This is a genomic window from Clostridium sp. Ade.TY (assembly GCF_000498355.1).
Classification (GTDB): domain Bacteria; phylum Bacillota; class Clostridia; order Clostridiales; family Clostridiaceae; genus Clostridium.
The window spans coordinates 133,273-151,238 of the sequence record NZ_AVSV01000029.1 but is presented as its reverse complement, the minus strand read 5'-3'; the positions used below and the strand labels follow the sequence as shown (position 1 = coordinate 151,238).

At 23.7% G+C, this 17,966-nt stretch carries 18 protein-coding genes; 16 read left to right on the top strand and 2 right to left on the bottom strand.

Features of this window, described 5'->3' with window-relative positions:
• Window positions 1–37: 37 nt before the first annotated feature.
• The 3 genes from O212_RS0112310 (at window position 38) to O212_RS0112300 (ending at window position 2,502) form a co-directional block, all read left to right on the top strand.
• The gene (locus O212_RS0112310) at window positions 38–700 is read left to right on the top strand and encodes a ferric reductase-like transmembrane domain-containing protein (protein ID WP_029699370.1); all 663 of its coding nucleotides are present in this window, start codon (window positions 38–40) and stop codon (window positions 698–700) included.
• A gap of 357 nt (window positions 701–1,057) precedes the next feature.
• Entirely contained in the window at window positions 1,058–1,705 is a 648-nt protein-coding gene (locus tag O212_RS16280) for a CPBP family glutamic-type intramembrane protease (protein WP_024615404.1), read from the top strand.
• Between the two features lie 200 nt (window positions 1,706–1,905).
• Window positions 1,906–2,502, top strand: coding sequence for a hypothetical protein (locus O212_RS0112300; RefSeq protein WP_024615403.1), 597 nt, complete (start codon window positions 1,906–1,908; stop codon window positions 2,500–2,502).
• Window positions 2,503–2,629: 127 nt separating this feature from the next.
• On the opposite strand, the gene O212_RS0112295 is transcribed toward O212_RS0112300, so the two are convergent.
• Window positions 2,630–3,148, bottom strand: a complete 519-nt coding sequence (locus O212_RS0112295; RefSeq protein WP_024615402.1) for an NUDIX domain-containing protein — start codon at window positions 3,146–3,148, stop codon at window positions 2,630–2,632.
• Between the two features lie 333 nt (window positions 3,149–3,481).
• On the opposite strand from O212_RS0112295, the gene O212_RS16275 reads away from it, so the two are divergent.
• The 10 genes from O212_RS16275 (at window position 3,482) to O212_RS0112245 (ending at window position 13,595) form a co-directional block, all read left to right on the top strand.
• On the top strand, window positions 3,482–5,695 hold the full coding sequence (locus O212_RS16275; RefSeq protein WP_024615401.1) for an EAL domain-containing protein: 2,214 nt from the start codon (window positions 3,482–3,484) through the stop codon (window positions 5,693–5,695).
• A gap of 184 nt (window positions 5,696–5,879) precedes the next feature.
• Window positions 5,880–6,593 carry a Crp/Fnr family transcriptional regulator gene (locus tag O212_RS0112285; protein WP_024615400.1) on the top strand — a complete coding sequence of 238 codons (714 nt, stop codon included), beginning with the start codon at window positions 5,880–5,882 and terminating at the stop codon, window positions 6,591–6,593.
• 401 nt (window positions 6,594–6,994) lie between these two features.
• A complete protein-coding gene (locus O212_RS0112280) occupies window positions 6,995–7,318 on the top strand; it encodes a metalloregulator ArsR/SmtB family transcription factor (protein ID WP_024615399.1) in 324 nt (107 codons plus the stop codon).
• A 135-nt stretch (window positions 7,319–7,453) separates the two neighbouring features.
• Window positions 7,454–8,470 carry a permease gene (locus O212_RS0112275; RefSeq protein WP_024615398.1) on the top strand — a complete coding sequence of 339 codons (1,017 nt, stop codon included), beginning with the start codon at window positions 7,454–7,456 and terminating at the stop codon, window positions 8,468–8,470.
• Window positions 8,471–8,501: 31 nt separating this feature from the next.
• Window positions 8,502–8,732 (top strand): thioredoxin family protein, encoded by a 231-nt coding sequence (locus O212_RS0112270; RefSeq protein WP_024615397.1) that lies wholly within the window; start codon window positions 8,502–8,504, stop codon window positions 8,730–8,732.
• Between the two features lie 291 nt (window positions 8,733–9,023).
• Window positions 9,024–10,463, top strand: a complete 1,440-nt coding sequence (locus O212_RS0112265) for an FAD-dependent oxidoreductase (protein WP_024615396.1) — start codon at window positions 9,024–9,026, stop codon at window positions 10,461–10,463.
• Between the two features lie 74 nt (window positions 10,464–10,537).
• On the top strand, window positions 10,538–10,744 hold the full coding sequence (locus O212_RS0112260) for a hypothetical protein (RefSeq protein ID WP_024615395.1): 207 nt from the start codon (window positions 10,538–10,540) through the stop codon (window positions 10,742–10,744).
• Between the two features lie 287 nt (window positions 10,745–11,031).
• On the top strand, window positions 11,032–11,592 hold the full coding sequence (locus O212_RS0112255) for an rRNA adenine N-6-methyltransferase family protein (protein WP_024615394.1): 561 nt from the start codon (window positions 11,032–11,034) through the stop codon (window positions 11,590–11,592).
• A gap of 12 nt (window positions 11,593–11,604) precedes the next feature.
• Entirely contained in the window at window positions 11,605–12,291 is a 687-nt protein-coding gene (locus tag O212_RS0112250; protein ID WP_024615393.1) for a response regulator transcription factor, read from the top strand.
• On the top strand, window positions 12,288–13,595 hold the full coding sequence (locus O212_RS0112245) for a HAMP domain-containing sensor histidine kinase (RefSeq protein WP_024615392.1): 1,308 nt from the start codon (window positions 12,288–12,290) through the stop codon (window positions 13,593–13,595). Before O212_RS0112250 ends, O212_RS0112245 begins: the two co-directional genes overlap by 4 nt.
• A 93-nt stretch (window positions 13,596–13,688) precedes the next feature.
• Here the strand turns inward: O212_RS0112245 and O212_RS0112240 are convergent, their stop codons facing one another.
• Window positions 13,689–14,327 carry a VTT domain-containing protein gene (locus tag O212_RS0112240; RefSeq protein WP_024615391.1) on the bottom strand — a complete coding sequence of 213 codons (639 nt, stop codon included), beginning with the start codon at window positions 14,325–14,327 and terminating at the stop codon, window positions 13,689–13,691.
• Between the two features lie 241 nt (window positions 14,328–14,568).
• Here O212_RS0112240 and O212_RS0112235 point away from each other — a divergent pair, with 241 nt between their 5' ends.
• The 3 genes from O212_RS0112235 (at window position 14,569) to O212_RS0112225 (ending at window position 17,884) form a co-directional block, all read left to right on the top strand.
• On the top strand, window positions 14,569–15,552 hold the full coding sequence (locus tag O212_RS0112235) for a restriction endonuclease (RefSeq protein ID WP_024615390.1): 984 nt from the start codon (window positions 14,569–14,571) through the stop codon (window positions 15,550–15,552).
• Between the two features lie 38 nt (window positions 15,553–15,590).
• Window positions 15,591–16,424, top strand: a complete 834-nt coding sequence (locus tag O212_RS0112230) for a GIY-YIG nuclease family protein (RefSeq protein ID WP_201767159.1) — start codon at window positions 15,591–15,593, stop codon at window positions 16,422–16,424.
• 224 nt (window positions 16,425–16,648) lie between these two features.
• Window positions 16,649–17,884: a Zn-dependent hydrolase gene (locus O212_RS0112225; protein ID WP_278244713.1), complete on the top strand. Its 1,236-nt coding sequence runs from the start codon at window positions 16,649–16,651 to the stop codon at window positions 17,882–17,884.
• Window positions 17,885–17,966 lie beyond the last annotated feature (82 nt).

Below are 17,966 nucleotides of genomic sequence, written 5' to 3'. Positions count from 1 at the left end.
AATGATAATAAATATCAATAAGAAAGAGAGGAATGTTATGTATTTAATTTATTCATTAATTATAGTTTTGGCATTATCATTAATTTTACCAAAAGCTATAAGAAATTATTCAAAATTATTTTATGGACTAGCGACTATAATTAGTATTTTAGTTACAATTTATGAAATACTAAGATTAACAAATGGGTATAAATTAGAAGGGTTTATTGGAGCATTAGAAAAGGCATTTATGAAAGGAAACGTTGCAATTGCATTTTTTGTACTTGTTATGTTTGCAGGAGCTTTAAATAAAAAGTATGGTGTAACTAAAAAATTATTAAGTATTAGAGCAGAACTTGCTATTTTAGGTTCAATACTTATAATGCCACATTGCATTATGTATTTAGTAAGATTTATAAATAAGCTTATGGCAGGAAAGCCAATAACAATTCTTTACGTAATATATTTAATTATAGGACTTATAGCATTTTTTATAATGATTCCATTATTTATAACTTCATTTAAAAAGATTAGAAGTAAGATGGAATTTAAAAAATGGAAAAAGGTTCAAAGATTTGCTTATCCATTTTATTTCTTAATTTATGTACATATAATGATAGCTTTATTTAATCACAAGCTAGACTGGATTAAAATAATTACATATACAGTTTTATTTGTAGGATATTTTATTTTAAAAGTTTTTAATGAGAATAAAAATTAATTTCGTTTTGAATATTTAATTTATATATAATGGGTTATGTTTTTAGGAATATTGATTTTATATAGTTTTTAATTTGGTTGATTTATAAAAGTTTTCTAAGTAATAGTTAAAGAAAGTATATTAAAAAATTATTTTCTTTAACTATTTTTTATATTTATGGCGCTACAAACTTTGAAACTAATGAAGAGAGTTAAAATACTATTATTAAATTTAAAATTTAAATAAGATAAAAAAAGTATAAATTGAAGTTTAAGAAATTTTAAACAAGTATGGGATATTATTGTACATGATTATTTTTATTGATATTCTTAATACAAAATACTTAATGTAAATAAATTTAAAGGGGATCAATAAAGAATGAAAGAATTAATAAATAAGCCAATTAAAATAATTAATGCACTTATAGGTTTTATTTTTATTTTAATTGGATTTTGCAATTTAACTATATGGGGACTTGGAGGCTATGGTTATACTCTTTCATTATTTATAGGTGGATTAGTGGCTTTCTTAATAACATTTGGAGCAAGTGGGGTAAAAGAACTATTTTCAAAACCAGTTAAACCTATAAGTAATATTATTAAATTTTTACTTCTTGTTATAGTTGTATCAATATCTTCTGCAATTTTTCTTCAAGTTATAGGACTTAAAACTCATGGAAATGTTGTTTTAAATGGAGGATTAACACCAGAATTTTTTGTGATTTTGCCATTTCAAATGTTTGGAGAGGAATTTTTAGGACTTTTTATTCTTATAGTAGTTGCTAACTTATTTAATGGTAACTTAATAATTGGTAACTTAGTCAGTGGATTTTTATTTGGGATTATGCATTATACTGCATATGGTGCTGATGGAATTACAACAATTGTACAAATTCTAGCAGTTCAAGGAATTTCACGTATTATATTTAATTTTGCAGCATTAAAGGGTAATTCTATATGGACATCTTGGGCAGTACATACAATTTTTGATTTTATGACTTTTATGATTATCATGGGATTAACATAGTAATTTTTAAAACATTTTTTAAAATTTATTTATTATAGTCTTTTTTATTAATAATGTGCTTTATTATTCAGTTTAAGGTTAACATTTAGGAAAAATATTTATATTATAAAAATCTAATTAAAAATAGTGTTATCAAGGGTGACTTGTACAAATAATTTTTAGATGTTAAAATATACCAACAAATGTGGGAGGTATGGTATATGGAATATAAATATTCAATGGATGGTAAAGTACATGAGGATGAAATAAGTTATATAATTAAAAATAGTCCTTTTATAAATAAAATAATAAAAAGGCCAATAAAAGTTGTTTTTATTGTTGATGCAATAGCATTTGTTCTTTTTCTTATATCAAATGTAATTACCAATAAATATGATAGGGATTTTATTTATATATTTTTGGAAATGGTTATAATAGTAATTGCTTCAGCAATTTTTGTTTTAACAGGTTACTTTATCTATTTAAAAAGAGGAAATAAAAAATTTTTAAAATCTTTAAATAAAGAAGATATTCACATATTAAATATTAAAGAGGATAAAATATATTATTTTGGTTTGAAAAATAAAAAAATAAATTTGCCTATTTTTAGTGATAAGGAAATTGAATTAAATAGTGAAATTTTAAAAGATGTATTTGTTTTTAAAGATAGTATTGGAATTGTAATTGGAAAGAAGAAAAATAGTAGATTAAATATTAAGAAAGATATTTATTCTATTATTATAATTCCTAAAAATATATTTAAATCAACTGATGAATTCAATAACTTTAAGGAATTAATAAAGAATAAAGTAAGATAATTAAAAATTTATATAATGATTTAAAAAGTATAGGCAAGAGTAAATTACTCCTGCCTATATATTTTTTATTATTAATTTTGTTATCTCAATAGAGTTAAGTGAAGGCAAAATACAATTATTTTACATTTTAATTTGTATATATACTTTTATTATTTATCATAAAAAATAATAAATTTATTAGATTTTTACTATAAGGTATAAATATTTCTTCATCAATCATAGATAATATTTCTTCTTTTGAAGCCCATTTAACTGATTTAACTTCTTCATATTGAAGGTTTAATTTTGATATATCTATATCTTGATTAACTAAATACATATCATCAAAGCCTTCATCAAAGTTTATTGTAAGGGCTGGTCTTATATCATCTAAGGATATTTTATATCCAATTTCTTCATAAACTTCACGTTCAGCTGCTGATTGACTTGTATCACCAGATGTAGCACAACCTCCAGCAGTAACATCCCACATGTTTGGCCAGCCATTTTTAAATGGTTGTCTTTGTTGAATTAACATTTCACCTTTAGAATTGAAAATACATACATGAACTATTAATTTATAAAATCCTTTTTCAGTTTTTTCACCTCTAACCATTGTTTTTTCAGTTTTAATTCTATCTTTTGTATATAAATCTAAAAGTTCCATAAATATATCTCCTGTTAAATTTCTATTTAAAAAATTTCGTATTTAAAAGTAATTATGAATAATATTTAAGTTATATTTTTATTATACATTAACAAAAGTTATAGTTATTATCAAATTGAGTTTTTATACGTAATAAAATTAAAATATATAATATTTTATTGTTCATTAAATTAAAATAAAATTAATTGGAAATATTTAAAAATTTTTATATAATTCTAATATTTTATGATAAAATATAAATTATTTTTAAAATTTTATAATATTAAAAATTATTGATTCAGTTACTAATATTAAAAATCATATATTAAATTTATTTTATAAAGGAGATAAAATTTGAAGAAAAAGTATAAATACTTAATTGCTTTTGTAGTAATAATTGGAATGGGAACAATTAGTTATACTGTTTTTGTAAATTTAAATGTTCAGAGAAGCATTATTGAAGCTAATAGAAATAATAAATACATAGATAAAGCAAAAACAACAAAATTTCTAGAAAATAGCTTTTTAACAAAGGCATCTAAAGAATTACTTGAAGGGTATAATGAAAAAGAATTTAATAAAAATTTAGCTAAGGAAAAAATAAATAATGCAATAAAGGATAGTTATAAAATAATAGATCAAAATGTAATTGTATATGGAAATCTATTATTAGCAGAGATGGCATTAGAAGAAAATGATTATAAAAAATACATATATTATAATAGTAAAGCCGTTGATAATATTAAATGGTGGAATATAAGATATGTTTTTAAAGATGAAAGTAAAAATTTAGATAATTTAATGTATGATGAAAGTGAATATAAATATGTTTTAGACACTTTAAATAAAATATCTGAAAAAATTTCTTTTTTAGATTATGCAGATAAAATCGAAATTTATAGATATAAATCAAGAATTAATTTTTCTCTTTTTAATTATGGTGATTCCATAAAGGATCTTTATGAAGCTATAAAAATAGCAACTAAAAATAAAGATTCTTATGCAGAAGGTATGTGTTACATAGATTTAGCTAATATTTCAAATGAAATAGGTGGATATAAAACAGGAAGAGATATTTTGAAAAAATTAAATATGGAAATACCTGATGGAACAGAAAAGATTAAGTTTGAATTTTGTAAATCAATAAATTTGGCTGAACTAGAAATATTAAATCAAAATTATAAAAAATCACAAATTTATGGTGATGATGCAGTAGTATACGAGAAAAAATTAAATTATTTAGATTCTGGGGATATAATAGAAAAAGTAGAGAGAGAAAATATTATAACATTTATTCAAGTAGTTAATTATTCAAAGTTAAATAAATTAAATAAAGCTAAAAAAGCAATAGAGTCTTATGAAGAATATGTTCCAAAAGATTTAAAAGAGAAATATATAACAAACAATTCTATGTATATACTTTCAAAGGGTATATTAAATGAAGCAGAAGGAAATTTAAAACAAGCTGATTACTTATTATATAAAGCTTATAACATATTTAAAGATGCAAAAGACAGAAATTATATGCAATTTACATTAAGAAATTTAATAGATATAAATGCAAAACTTAATAGACCAGAAAAGGTAAATAAATATGCGGACATGCATTATTTAAGCTTAAAAGAGGTTCAAGATAATGTTTCAACAGAATATTTTGAATATCTTAATGAAAAAGAAGAGTTTGAAAATATATATAAACAAAATAAAAGAAGAAAAATTATAAATCATGTATTAGAAATGGTAGTAATTTTTATATTAATAATTATAGTAATTATATATTTATTTCCTAAAATTAAAAAGGAGTATTTTGTTTTAAAAGTAAATAATAATTTGAAAAATAATAAGTATAAATTATATTACCAACCTATAGTAGATCCAAAAGAAAAGTGTATAGTTGGATTTGAGTCATTAATTAGATTACAATTAAGAAAGAAAATTATTCCACCATATATACTTTTAAAAGAAATTTATAAAGCAAAAATGTTAGATGAAATAAGTATTTGGATTTTACAAAAAGTTCTTAATGAATATAATGAAATAAAAAAATTAGATACAGTTAAAAATAGATTTTATATATCATTAAATGTTAATGTTGACTTAATAGAAAATAATAAATTTATTGATAAAATAATTAAAGTTATTTATGATTTTAATTTAAAAGAAACTCCAATATGTATAGAAATATTAGAAAATAATAATTATAAATATAAAGAAAAATTAAGAAACAATATAAATAAGCTTAGAGAATTAGGATTTATTATTGCTATTGATGACTTTGGAATTGATTATTCTAACATATCAAGATTGGATGACTTTAAGTTTGATATATTAAAAATGGATAAAGTATTTGTTGATAGCTTTGGTGCTGATAATATTAATATGAGTATTATAGAAATGGTTAATATTAGTTCAATTAAAAACAATAAAAAGGTTGTTTTTGAGGGTATAGAAACTAAGGAACAAATGGAGTTTGTAAAATATAAATTAAATAATAAATGTTATATTCAAGGATATTATTATAGTAAACCAGTACCAATAAATGAATTGAAAAATATTAATATAAGTTAAATTTATTGAATATAAGAAATAAGAATTTTTAAAATATAAAACTATTAATAGAATATAGGCAGGGGTATATTAACTTGCCTATATTTTTTTATTTAATAATTGTAATATATGTTACTTAAATAATTAAAAATAAAGTATATAATGAAAATAAAGGTTAAAATAATTTATGAAAAGGGTGATTAATATGAATAATAATTGTGTGAATTGTTGTAATGGATGCAGAGGACAATATTGTGCAAGTAAAGTTCCAATATTTGAAAACCTTAATTGTGATGAACTTTCAGAGATTGTAAAAAGTATTAATCATAATGTTTACTCAAAAGGTGAAATATTGTTTGATGAAGGAACAACTGCAAACAATATGTTTTTTGTTAATGAAGGGAAAGTAAAATTATATAAATACACTAAAGATGGAAAAGAGCAAATACTTCATATATTATCTGAAGGAGATTTCTTTGGAGAATTAAATTTATTAAATAGTTCAATTCATAACTTTAGTGCAAAAGCAATAAAGAATAGTAAAATATGTAGCTTAAGTAATGAAGAAATGAAAAATATAATAATGAAAAAGCCACAAATAGGAATAAAGTTATTGGAAAGTGTTGGTGAAAGATTAGCAAATACTGAAAACTTAGCACAAAATTTAGCTACAAATGATGCTGATTCAAGAGTTGCATATTTACTTATAGATTTACTTGAAAAGTATGGCAAAGTAATTGGTGAGAAAAAAGAAATACAAGTTCCAATGTCAAGAGAAGATATGGCAAATTGTGTTGGAGTAACTAGGGAAACTATGAGTAGAAAACTTAAAAAATTTGAAGATGAAAACCTAATAAGTATACCAAAAATAAAGAAAATAATTGTTCTTGATGAAGATGGATTAAGAGATTATATATAACTGATGCAGAGAAAAATTATTATGAAGAAGGAAATAAAATAGAAAATATTTAAAGTGAATTTTTATAAATAAAATAAATTTATTAATAAAGAGAACCAAGTCTATATACATAAGTAATTGTATAGAGGCTTGGTTCTTTTTTGATTTTATAATTTATAAAAGTATATATAGGTTAGAAATTAATAAAATTTGAACTAATAGTTTTAAGCTTTAATATGTAATTTTTAAATTATAAATGAAAAATTTTTATGCACATAAGAATTTACAGTGAATAGTATAGTGTATAGATAAATATAAATGTTTATTTTTATAAATCTTTAAAATACAACTATATATTATCTATATATAAATAATTGTCTATATTAGCTATAGATAAATATTTACAAGATAGGAGGTATTACATGGAGCTAGATTATGAAGTAAATGCAAAAATAATAAAAGCACTTTCTGATGAAAATAGATTAAAAATAATAGATATTTTATCATGTGGAGAAAAGTGTGCATGTAATATATTAGAACATTTTGAATTTAAACAACCAACATTATCTCATCATATGAAAGTTCTTATTGATTGTGGATTAGTTAACTTTAGAAAGGATGGACTGTGGATATATTATTCTTTAAATAATACTAATTGCAATAAGTTAATTTTATTTATAATGACTTTAATAACAGAAACAGATGAATGTATATGTAAAAATAAATTAAATTGTAAATGTGAATAATATCAATTCAAATAGGAATTTAAAAGTAGTAATTTAATTTTTTGCTTTACAGTAAAGTTCAGACCTTTAAATAGTTGTAGGAGTATTAGTTTATTAGATTATATTGTGATTAAATGGGAATAAAGGGAGGGTTATATGGATATTATTGTAGCTTTTTTTAGCTTTTTAAATAATCAAATACTGAAGATGAATTGGTTATCAGATATTATAGGATACGCTGTTAAAAATATATTTGGTTTATCAGTAGATGAAAGATTAGGGGGAAGCATTCATTTTTTTATATATGATAGTATAAAAATATTTATATTGTTATCTATGCTTATTTTTATAATTTCATATATTCAAAGTTATTTTCCACCAGAGAGGACTAAAAGAATACTTGGAAGAGCAAAAGGAATAAAGGGGAATATACTAGGAGCTTTATTAGGAACAATAACACCATTTTGTAGCTGTTCTAGTATACCAATATTTATTGGATTTACAACAGCAGGTTTACCACTTGGAGTTACATTTTCCTTTTTAATATCTTCACCAATGGTGGATTTAGCATCATTTTTAATGCTTATGTCATTCTTTGGATGGAAGATAGCAACAGCATATGTTGTTGTAGGATTAGTTTTAGCTGTACTTGGAGGTACAATTATAGATAAATTAGGATTAGAAAGTCAGATTCAAGATTATGTAAGAGAAATAGAAGATGTAGATATAGATCCAGAAGAAATGAGTAAGAGAGATAGAATAATTTATTCTAAAGGACAAGTTTTAAATATAGTAAAAAAAGTATGGATTTATATATTAGTAGGAGTTGGAATTGGAGCAGCTATACACAACTTTATACCACAAAATATAATAGAAAGTATTTTAGGTGATAATAATAAATTTGCAGTACTTATGGCAACAGGAGTTGGAATACCAATGTATGCAGATATATTTGGAACATTACCAATTGCAGAAGCATTATTTTTAAAAGGGGTAGGAGTTGGAACTATTTTATCATTTATGATGGCAGTTACAGCACTTTCTCTACCTTCTATGATAATGCTAAGCAAAGTAGTAAAACCAAAGTTATTGGCTATATTTATAGGAATTATATCAGTTGGAATATTGATAATAGGATATTTATTTAACTCATTTGGATATTTGTTTGTATAAATAATTTAAATTAAAGGAGTTGTTTTATATTATGATAATTAAAGTTTTAGGACCAGGATGTATGAATTGTAAAAAGCTAGAGGCTAATACAAGAAAGGCTGTAGAAGAATTAGGAATTGATGCACAGATTATAAAAGTAACTGATATAAAAGAATTTATGAAGTATGGTGTAATGAAAACACCAGCTTTAGTTGTAGATGGAAAAGTTAAATTTTACGGAAGAGTTTTAAGTGCAGAGGAAATTAAAAAATATCTAAAATAAATATTATTATTGTCCTTGATGAAGAGAAATTAATATATTGTATATAAAAAGCTCTGTTAAATGCAGAGCTTTTTTTCTAAATAATTTAAAGTAGAAAAATTTATTTAGATGAGGTTAATTTAATTCCAATAACTCCAAAGGATATGGAAAGTATATATAAAAGCTTAACTATATTAAGTGTTTTTTATTAAAAATAGTTAAGGTAATAAATAGTATTTAAGTATTTTTGTATATATTAGCTGAACATAAGAAAAAATACTTTGTATATAAGAAAAAATATGAGGTGAGTTTATGGAATCAGTATGGAGTGAAAGTTGTAAATTTAGAAAAAGAGAAAGCTTAAATAAAGATATAGAAACGGATATTTTAGTTATTGGAGCTGGAATATCAGGAATATTAACAGCGTATATGTTAAAACAAAATGGAAAAGATGTAATATTAATTGATGGAGACAGAATAGCAAGTGGAAATACTAAAAATACTACTGCTAAGATAACATCTCAGCATAATTTAATTTATCATAAGTTAATATCAGAGTTTGGAGAAGAAAAGGCTAGACAATATGCAAAAGCAAATGAACTTGCTATAAAAAAGTATAAAGAAATTATTTATGAGAGAAAAATAGATTGTGATTTTGAAGAAAGACCTGCATATATTTATTCTTTAAATGAAACATATTTTCTTAAAGATGAGGTTGAATCTGCAAATAAGCTTGGAATTAATGCTGAATTTGTAAGTGAAACTGAGCTTCCATTTGAAATTAATGGAGCGGTTAAATTTAATAATCAAGCACAATTTAATCCCCTTAAGTTTTTAGAGAATATTTCAAAAGATTTAATTATTTATGAAAATACTAGAGCAATAGAAATTAGAAGAAATGAAGTAGTAACTAATAAAGGTAAAATAACTGCAAACTATATAGTTATAGCAACTCATTATCCAATAATGAATGCACCAGGATATTATTTCTTAAAAATGCATCAAGAAAGATCTTATGTTGTAGCTTTAGAAAATGCAGATAATATTGAAGGAATGTATATAGATGCTGACGAAAGTGGATATTCATTTAGAACTTATAAAGATTTATTGTTACTTGGTGGAATAAAGCAAAGAACAGGAGATAATGAAACTGGAGGAAGTTATGATGAGTTAAGAAGAGTTTCTAAAGAATTATACCCAAACTCAAAAGAGAAGTATTATTGGTCAGCTCAAGATTGCATGACTTTAGATGGAATACCTTACATAGGAAGATATTCAGATGATACACCAAATATATATGTTGCTACTGGATTTAATAAATGGGGCATGACAAGTTCTATGGTATCAGCAATGATAATATCAGATATGATACTCAAAAGAGAAAATGACTTTAAAGAAATATTTTCTCCAAAAAGATTTGATTTATCATTATCAATAAATAATGTTGCAAAAGATATAAGTGAAACAGCCAAAAACTTTATTGCACAAAAAATATATCTTCCAAGTAGTGAGATAGAACATATTCAAAATGGTCATGGAGGAATTGTTGAATACAATGGAGATAAGGTTGGTGTTTATAAAGACAAAGATGGAAAAGAATATATTGTATCAACAAAGTGTGCTCACTTAGGCTGCCAGTTAGCTTGGAATGCAGATGAGTTAACATGGGATTGTCCATGTCATGGATCAAGATTTGATTATAAAGGAAGATTAATTGGAGGGCCAGCAGTTAAGAGCCTTATTGAAGATTAGCTTTTTAAAATAGTAAATAATTAAAAATTTTATTGTATATTACTTCATATTGGATTTATAAGGAGTTGATATTTATGAAAGTAAAGATAGTATGTGAGGAGGATAAGGAAACAAAAGAAGTAAACTTACCAATAGATGAAAAAGAGCTATTAAAAATCCAAGGTAGTGTACTTGATAGAAATACAAAAGGATATATAACTGGTGCAGAGGTTAATTATTATGATGAAGAAGGAAAAGAAATAGAAAATATTTTTCTTTTAAATAGAAATTTTCAAAAGTGAATTTTTATAAATTAAATAAGGTAATAAGATTTTTTAAAAAAGAAACTTCGGGTTAATATTTCATAGAGCCTCATCTTTAAAGATGAGGTTCTTTTTGTTATAAAAGATAAAAACCTTAAATTCTAAATTTTAATAAACTTGAATAACCAATAGAAAAATAATAAAAGCAATAGAGATACGTTTATAAATTAACTAAGAAATCTTAATAATCCTTAATAATTCTTAGGGTTAATTTTTAATATATTCTTTCTATAATTAGCTTATTAAGTTAATTGTGGAGGGGATTAATTTTGATTAAATTTTTAATGCAATATATAACACATCCAAGAACAACAGGAGCTCTTATGCCAAGCTCAAAAAAATTATCAAATAAAATGGTTGAGAATATTAATTTCAATAATTGTAATTGTATAGTTGAACTTGGACCTGGAACAGGAGTTTTTACAGAAGAAATTTTAAAAAGAAAAAGAGGAGATACAAAGGTTATATTAATTGAGTATAATGAAAATTTTTATAATATATTAAAAGAAAGATATGGATATATTAAAAATGTATATATAATAAATGATTCAGCAGAAAATATTGACCATTATGTAAATAAATATGATATAAATAAGATAGATTATATTGTTTCAGGATTACCTTTTGCAAGTCTTCCAAAGGAAATGTCTGAAACTATATTAAATAAGAGCAAAAGTATTTTAGGTAATGAAGGAATTTTCATTACATTTCAATATACAAAATTTAAAATAGCATTAATAAATAATTACTTTAAAAATATTAAGTCAAAGAAGGAATTTTTAAATATTCCTCCAGCTTATGTTTTTAATTGTACAAATAAATTTTAAGGAGAAAGTAATATGAGAGGGTATATTCTTATAGTAGATGATGACGCAAGTATAAGAAATTTATTAAGTATATATTTAGAAAATGAAGGTTTTAAAACTATTAAAGTTAATAATGCAAAAGATGCAATTAAAATTATAGATGAAAAGAATATAGAGTTAGTTCTTTTAGATGTAATGATGCCTCAAATAGATGGAATAGAGGCATGTATGAGAATAAGGCAAGATAAAAATATGCCAATAATTATGGTATCTGCAAAGTCAGAGGACATGGATAAAATTCATGGATTAACAGCAGGAGCAGATGATTATATTACAAAACCATTTAATCCATTAGAACTAATAGCAAGGGTAAAATCACAACTTAGAAGATATCAAAAGTATAATACTTCTTCAAATAATTTAAAGGTATTAATAGAAATTGGTGATTTAATAATCAATACAGATACTAGACAGGTTTGGGTTGGAGATGATGAAGTTAGATTAACTCCAAAAGAGTTTGATATTTTAGAATTATTAGCTAGAAATAAAGGAATTGTATTAAGTATAAGAAAAATATATGAGGAAGTTTGGAAGGAAGAATTTTTTAAATCAGATAATACAGTTACAGTTCATATAACAAATTTAAGAGAAAAGATTGAGGCAGATCCAAGAAATCCTGTATATATAAAAACTATATGGGGAACTGGTTATAAAATATGATAAAGAAAATAAAAAATATAAAGATTAAATATAATTTAATTTTAGGTATTCTTATTGGATTTTTGTTAGGACAAATGGTAATGGCTGAAGGTTATGCAATATTAGTTAAAAAGTATCAATATAATAATATTAATGTTGCAATACCTTATGAGAAAATTAATTTCTTTAGAATTTTATCAGGAATTATTTTTATATTAACTATAGTAATATTTAATACAAAAAGATTTAAAAAAATGAATTTTAATAAAATTAGTATATATTTAATTTTAGTTATTATTGTATCTGTTGTTGTAGCCATTGAATCTATATTAATTATAAGTACAATTGCTTTTAATGTTTATCCAAATATTAAAGATCATATAGGAACAGATTATTTTCTATCAATAAATTTAGCTTATCTAGTTATTTTTCTTGGAGTTTCTATATTTTTAGCTGTCTTTGTAATTTTAGTAAATAGAAAAGTAAAATATATAAAATTTATAACTAAAGAAGTTAAAGTAATTAAAGATGAAGGCTTTGGAAAGACTATTGAAGTTAAAGGTAGAGATGAATTAGCAGAGCTTTGTATGGGCATAAATGATATGTCAGTAGAATTACGCCAAAAAATAGATAATGAAAAAATTATTGAAAAGGGTAAAAATGAACTTATAACAAGTGTATCTCATGATTTAAGAACACCACTTACATCTATTATTGGATATATAGATTTGCTTAAAAAGAATGGATTTCATGATAAAGAAAAGTTTGATAATTATTTAGAAGTTATAGATGAAAGAACAAAAATGCTTAATAAATTAATTAATGAACTGTTTGAATATACAAAACTAAATAGTCATGATATTAAGTTAAATTATAGTGAAGTAGAAATAGTATCATTGATAGAGCAAATAGTTGGAGAATATATACCTATATTTAATAAAGAAGGATTAGAAATTGAAAAAGATATAATTTATAAAGATATATTCATAAATATTGATATAGAAAAGATAGTTAGAGCTTTAGAAAATATTTTAACTAATGCTAAAAAGTACAGTTTGAAAAATTCTAAAGTATTAATAAAAGTTTTTGAAGAAAATAATTATGTAGTTATTTCTATATCAAATAAGTCAGAAAATATATCAATTTATGATTTGGAAAATATATTTGAGAGATTTTATAAAGTAGATAAATCAAGAGAAGATTTAGATAGTACAGGACTTGGATTATCTATAGTCAAAAGGATTGTAGAACTTCATAATGGAGTTGTTAAAGCAAATTTAGATGATAATATTATTACATTTAAAATATATTTACCTATAAAATAGAAGTTTATAAAATTAAATTAATTTAGAAAATATATAAGAATAATAATTATAATGCAAAATAATACCACTAGATATCTAGTGGTATTATTTATATTAAGAAGTTTTAACGATTCTATTCCAAATAATAAATGAGTAATAAGATATAAAAACAATAGCCAAAATTGCTAAAACATTAAAAATATAAGTTTCTTCAATTGTAGAACCTAAAAAGCCGTATAAAAATATCATTGGAGCATCAGATATTACAATAACGGAAATACATTTTTTATAATTTAGTTTAATACAAGCAGCTGAAGCTGTTATTAAGTCTGATGGTGTTATTGGACAGACAATTCCAAGTGCTAAAATTTTGTAGCCATATTTACGTATTATATCAACAATATTACTATTATTATTTAAAAAATCTTCTCCAAGAATTTCTCTGTTAAAATACCTGCCCACAAAATACATAATACTTTGAGATAATGCTAGAGATAAAAGGGATAATATAAATCCTACATATGGACCAAATAAAATACTACCGATAATTATAAAAACTGTTTGTGGTATAAAAAATACTATTCTAATAGTAGATAAAAATACAAAAATTAATTGCATCCTTAAGGGGCTACCAATAATAAAATCATTAATCTTATTTACATCTGTTGTTAATATTCCAGTGCTATATAAAATTGTTATAATAATTAACCATGAAATTACAATAAAAATTATTTTCTTTTGCTTTCTTTTCAAAATAAATCTCTCCTTTAACTTTTGATAAGGAAATTTTAAAATAATAGTTCTAAGATTTTATAAGGAAACTTATTAAGAATTATGAAGAAATTTTATTGTTTTTATTCTTTTTACAAAAATAATTTTTAAATAGGAAATTTTTTGAAATGCAATAAACTTGAACAATAAATGGAAGAATACTAGAATTAATATAGAGATGTATAAATATTAACAAAAGTTAAAATAAGAGGAGTGTTTGAGAGTGAAAAATTATTTTAAAATAGTATCCTTAAATGTACATAGAAATAAAGAATGGATGATTGAAGAATTAAGAAATGGAAGATTAAGGTTTGGATGGAGTGATAAAAATAGCAATCTAATTGATATAAGTAAAAAAGATAATAAAAACGAAAATGAAAAAAATATTTGGAGGCATTGTCAATTTATTTTAAATAGGTTAGAAGAAAATGATATAGTTATAATTCAGTTAGAAAGACCTATGAGAGAATTTCTTATAGCTAAAATCGTTAAAAATAATTCTAATATATATGAATTTGATGGAAAAGAAGAAGATTTCAACCATATAATACATTGTGAACTTATAACAGAAAATCCTGTAAAAATGGATTCAAAATATATAAGTAAAGCATTAGTACATGATGTAACTAAAAGAGGTAATTACTATAAAATTTATGAAGAAAATACTATAAATGAAATAGATAATATAATAGAAAATAGATTATGGGAAAAAGAAGATTTTAATACTCCATCAAAATTAAAAGACGAGATTGAAAGAACTAAAGATAGGTTAGTTAAGGATGTTATAGAACATTTGCAAAAGGAATGGAAAAGTAAAGACTTTGAGAAAATTGTAACTACTGTTTTTAATGCAATAGATGGAGTAAGTGCTGAAAATAGGGATTCAGGAAAAGGATGGGACATAATTGTAAAAATAGATAATCCGTTAATGAAAGATGATCCTTTAGAGTTACCAGTTCAATGCAAAAATTATAGAGGCGAAGTAAGTGCAGTAAGAGCTATTGAAGATTTAGAAAGATGTATAAAAGGATATGGAAGTAATTCAGCTTATTTAGTTATATTAGGTGATTTAACAGATGAATTTTTAGAAAAATTATCTTTAAGTGAAGAAAAGTTATCTAATGAATTAAATACTGAAATAAAATATAAATTAATAGGACAAGAAGATTTTGCAAATTTATATCTTTCAGTAATAGATAAAATATAATAAAGATATGGTTAAAAAGGAGAGTTATTATATATATTATGTATGGAAAATCAATTGAACTATTTTTAGTAAATGGAACAGTTGATAGTTTAACAACAGCAGAATTATCTAATTGGAATGGTAAAGCTATTAAAATTCCAAGAACAGAGGTTGAATCTTGTGATAGAGAAGATGTAACAGCAGCAGGAGTATACTTTTTATTTTGTAAAGAAGATGATGGAGTTGATTCGGTATATATTGGTGAAGCAGAAAATGTATTAAATAGATTAAAACAACATATGAATGATTATCGTTCTGGAAAAGAAAAGTATTATTGGAATACATGTATTATTTTTGTTGGGAGAGATTTAAACAAAGCATTAATTCGTTATTTAGAGAATCGATTTGTAGAAATTGCGAGAGAATGTAATAGATATACTGTTTTAACAAAGAATACATATAAAAATACTGTTATGAAAGAATCACAAATAGCTACAATGGAGGAGTTTATTGATAATGTTAAAATTCTTATTAATACTCTTGGATATAAAGTATTAGAGCCTACTCCAAAGGCTACTGATTCAACTATATATTTATATTGTAAAAGAAATGGAACTTATGCAAAGGGGTTTGTGAGTAATGGAGGATTTACTGTTTTAAAAGGAGCTAGTATATCTAACAATATTACTCCTGCATATGAAAACAGCAATAAAGGTTATTTTAAACTTAGAAAAAAATTAGAATCAGATGGAACAATAGTTGATGGTGTATTTGAAAAGGATTATGAATTTAATTCTCCATCTGCAGCATCTTCTGTTATAGTTGGAAGTTCATCGAATGGAACAGTAGATTGGAAAACTGATTTAGGTGTTAAACTTAAGGAATTATTATAAGTGTATTATTTTTATTATTTAAATTAAGATAAAGCTATTTAAGAAATTAATGAAAAAATAAAGGAGAACCAAATCTATAAAGATGAGGTTCTTTTTTGTTATAAAAGATAAAAAAATAAATTTTCTAAATTTTAATAAACTTGAACAATAAATGGAAGAATACTAGAATTAATATAGAGATGTATAAATATTAACAAAAGTTAAAATAAGAGGAGTGTTTGAGAGTGAGAAAATATTATTGTAACAAAAGAAGAATGGAAGATAAAATAAAAACCTTTTCAAAGTATGGACATACAGCGAAAGGTGGAATAACGAGGTACTCTTTATCAAATGAAGCAATACTTGCAAGAGAAGAATTTATAAAGAGAATGAAAGCTATTGGAGCAAAAATACAATTTGATGATATGGCAAACATATATGCAACAATAGAAGGTACAGACAAAAATGCAAAGAGAATTGTTATGGCATCTCATTTAGATTCAGTAAAAAATGGTGGAAATTATGATGGAATACTAGGGGTTATTGGTGCTATGGAAGTCTTAGAAACTATAGTATCAGAAGGGATAAAACATAAACATCCAATAACAGCTATGGTATGGACTAATGAAGAAGGTTCATTATATCCACCAGCAATGATGTCATCAGGAGTATTGTGTGGAAAGTTTGATAAAGAAAAAATGCTTAATTCAAAAAGTATAGTTGATGGAAAAACTACTTTTGGAGAAGCACTTAAAAAGAGTGGTTATATTGGAGATGAAAAAAATAGATTAAATTCTAATGATTATAAATGTATGATTGAGTTTCATATAGAGCAAGGGCCAATACTTGAAGCAAATAAAAAGGAAGTTGGAGTTGTTACTTGTGTTCTTGGAATGGTTAATTACAGAATAAAAACTTATGGACAAGCAGATCATGCAGGAACAACACCAATGAAATTTAGAAAAGATGCACTATATGCAGGGGCTGAAGTTCTTATTCATATTCATAATGAACTTGATAAGTTTGATAAAGATCTTGTATACACAACTGGTGAAATTACATGTCATCCTTGTGTTCATACAGTAATCCCAGACTTTGTATCTTTTTCATTGGATGTAAGACATGAAAATCCAGAAGTTATTAAGGAAGTTGTTAATGTAATTAATAATATTCCAAAGGAAGTTTGTAAGTGTAGAGTTGAATGTGAACTTGCTTGGGAGCGTGATACTGTTTATTTTGATGAGGAACTTGTAAAGCTTATCAAGGAAAGTGCAGATGAACTTAATATAGAAAATCAATATATAAATAGTGGAGCTGGACATGATGCACAGTATGTATCTAGTATTCTTCCTACTGCTATGATTTTTGTTCCATCAAAGGATGGACATAGTCATTGTGAAGAGGAGTTTACAAGTGTAGATGAATGTACAAATGGTGCAAGTGTTATGTTAAATACTGTACTTAAGGTGGATGAGAGATAGGTTGTTTTGGATTATTAATGGGGAAGTGTATAGCAAATAAGTGAGGTTTTTTAATTATAAATCTATATTTAAGTATTAAATT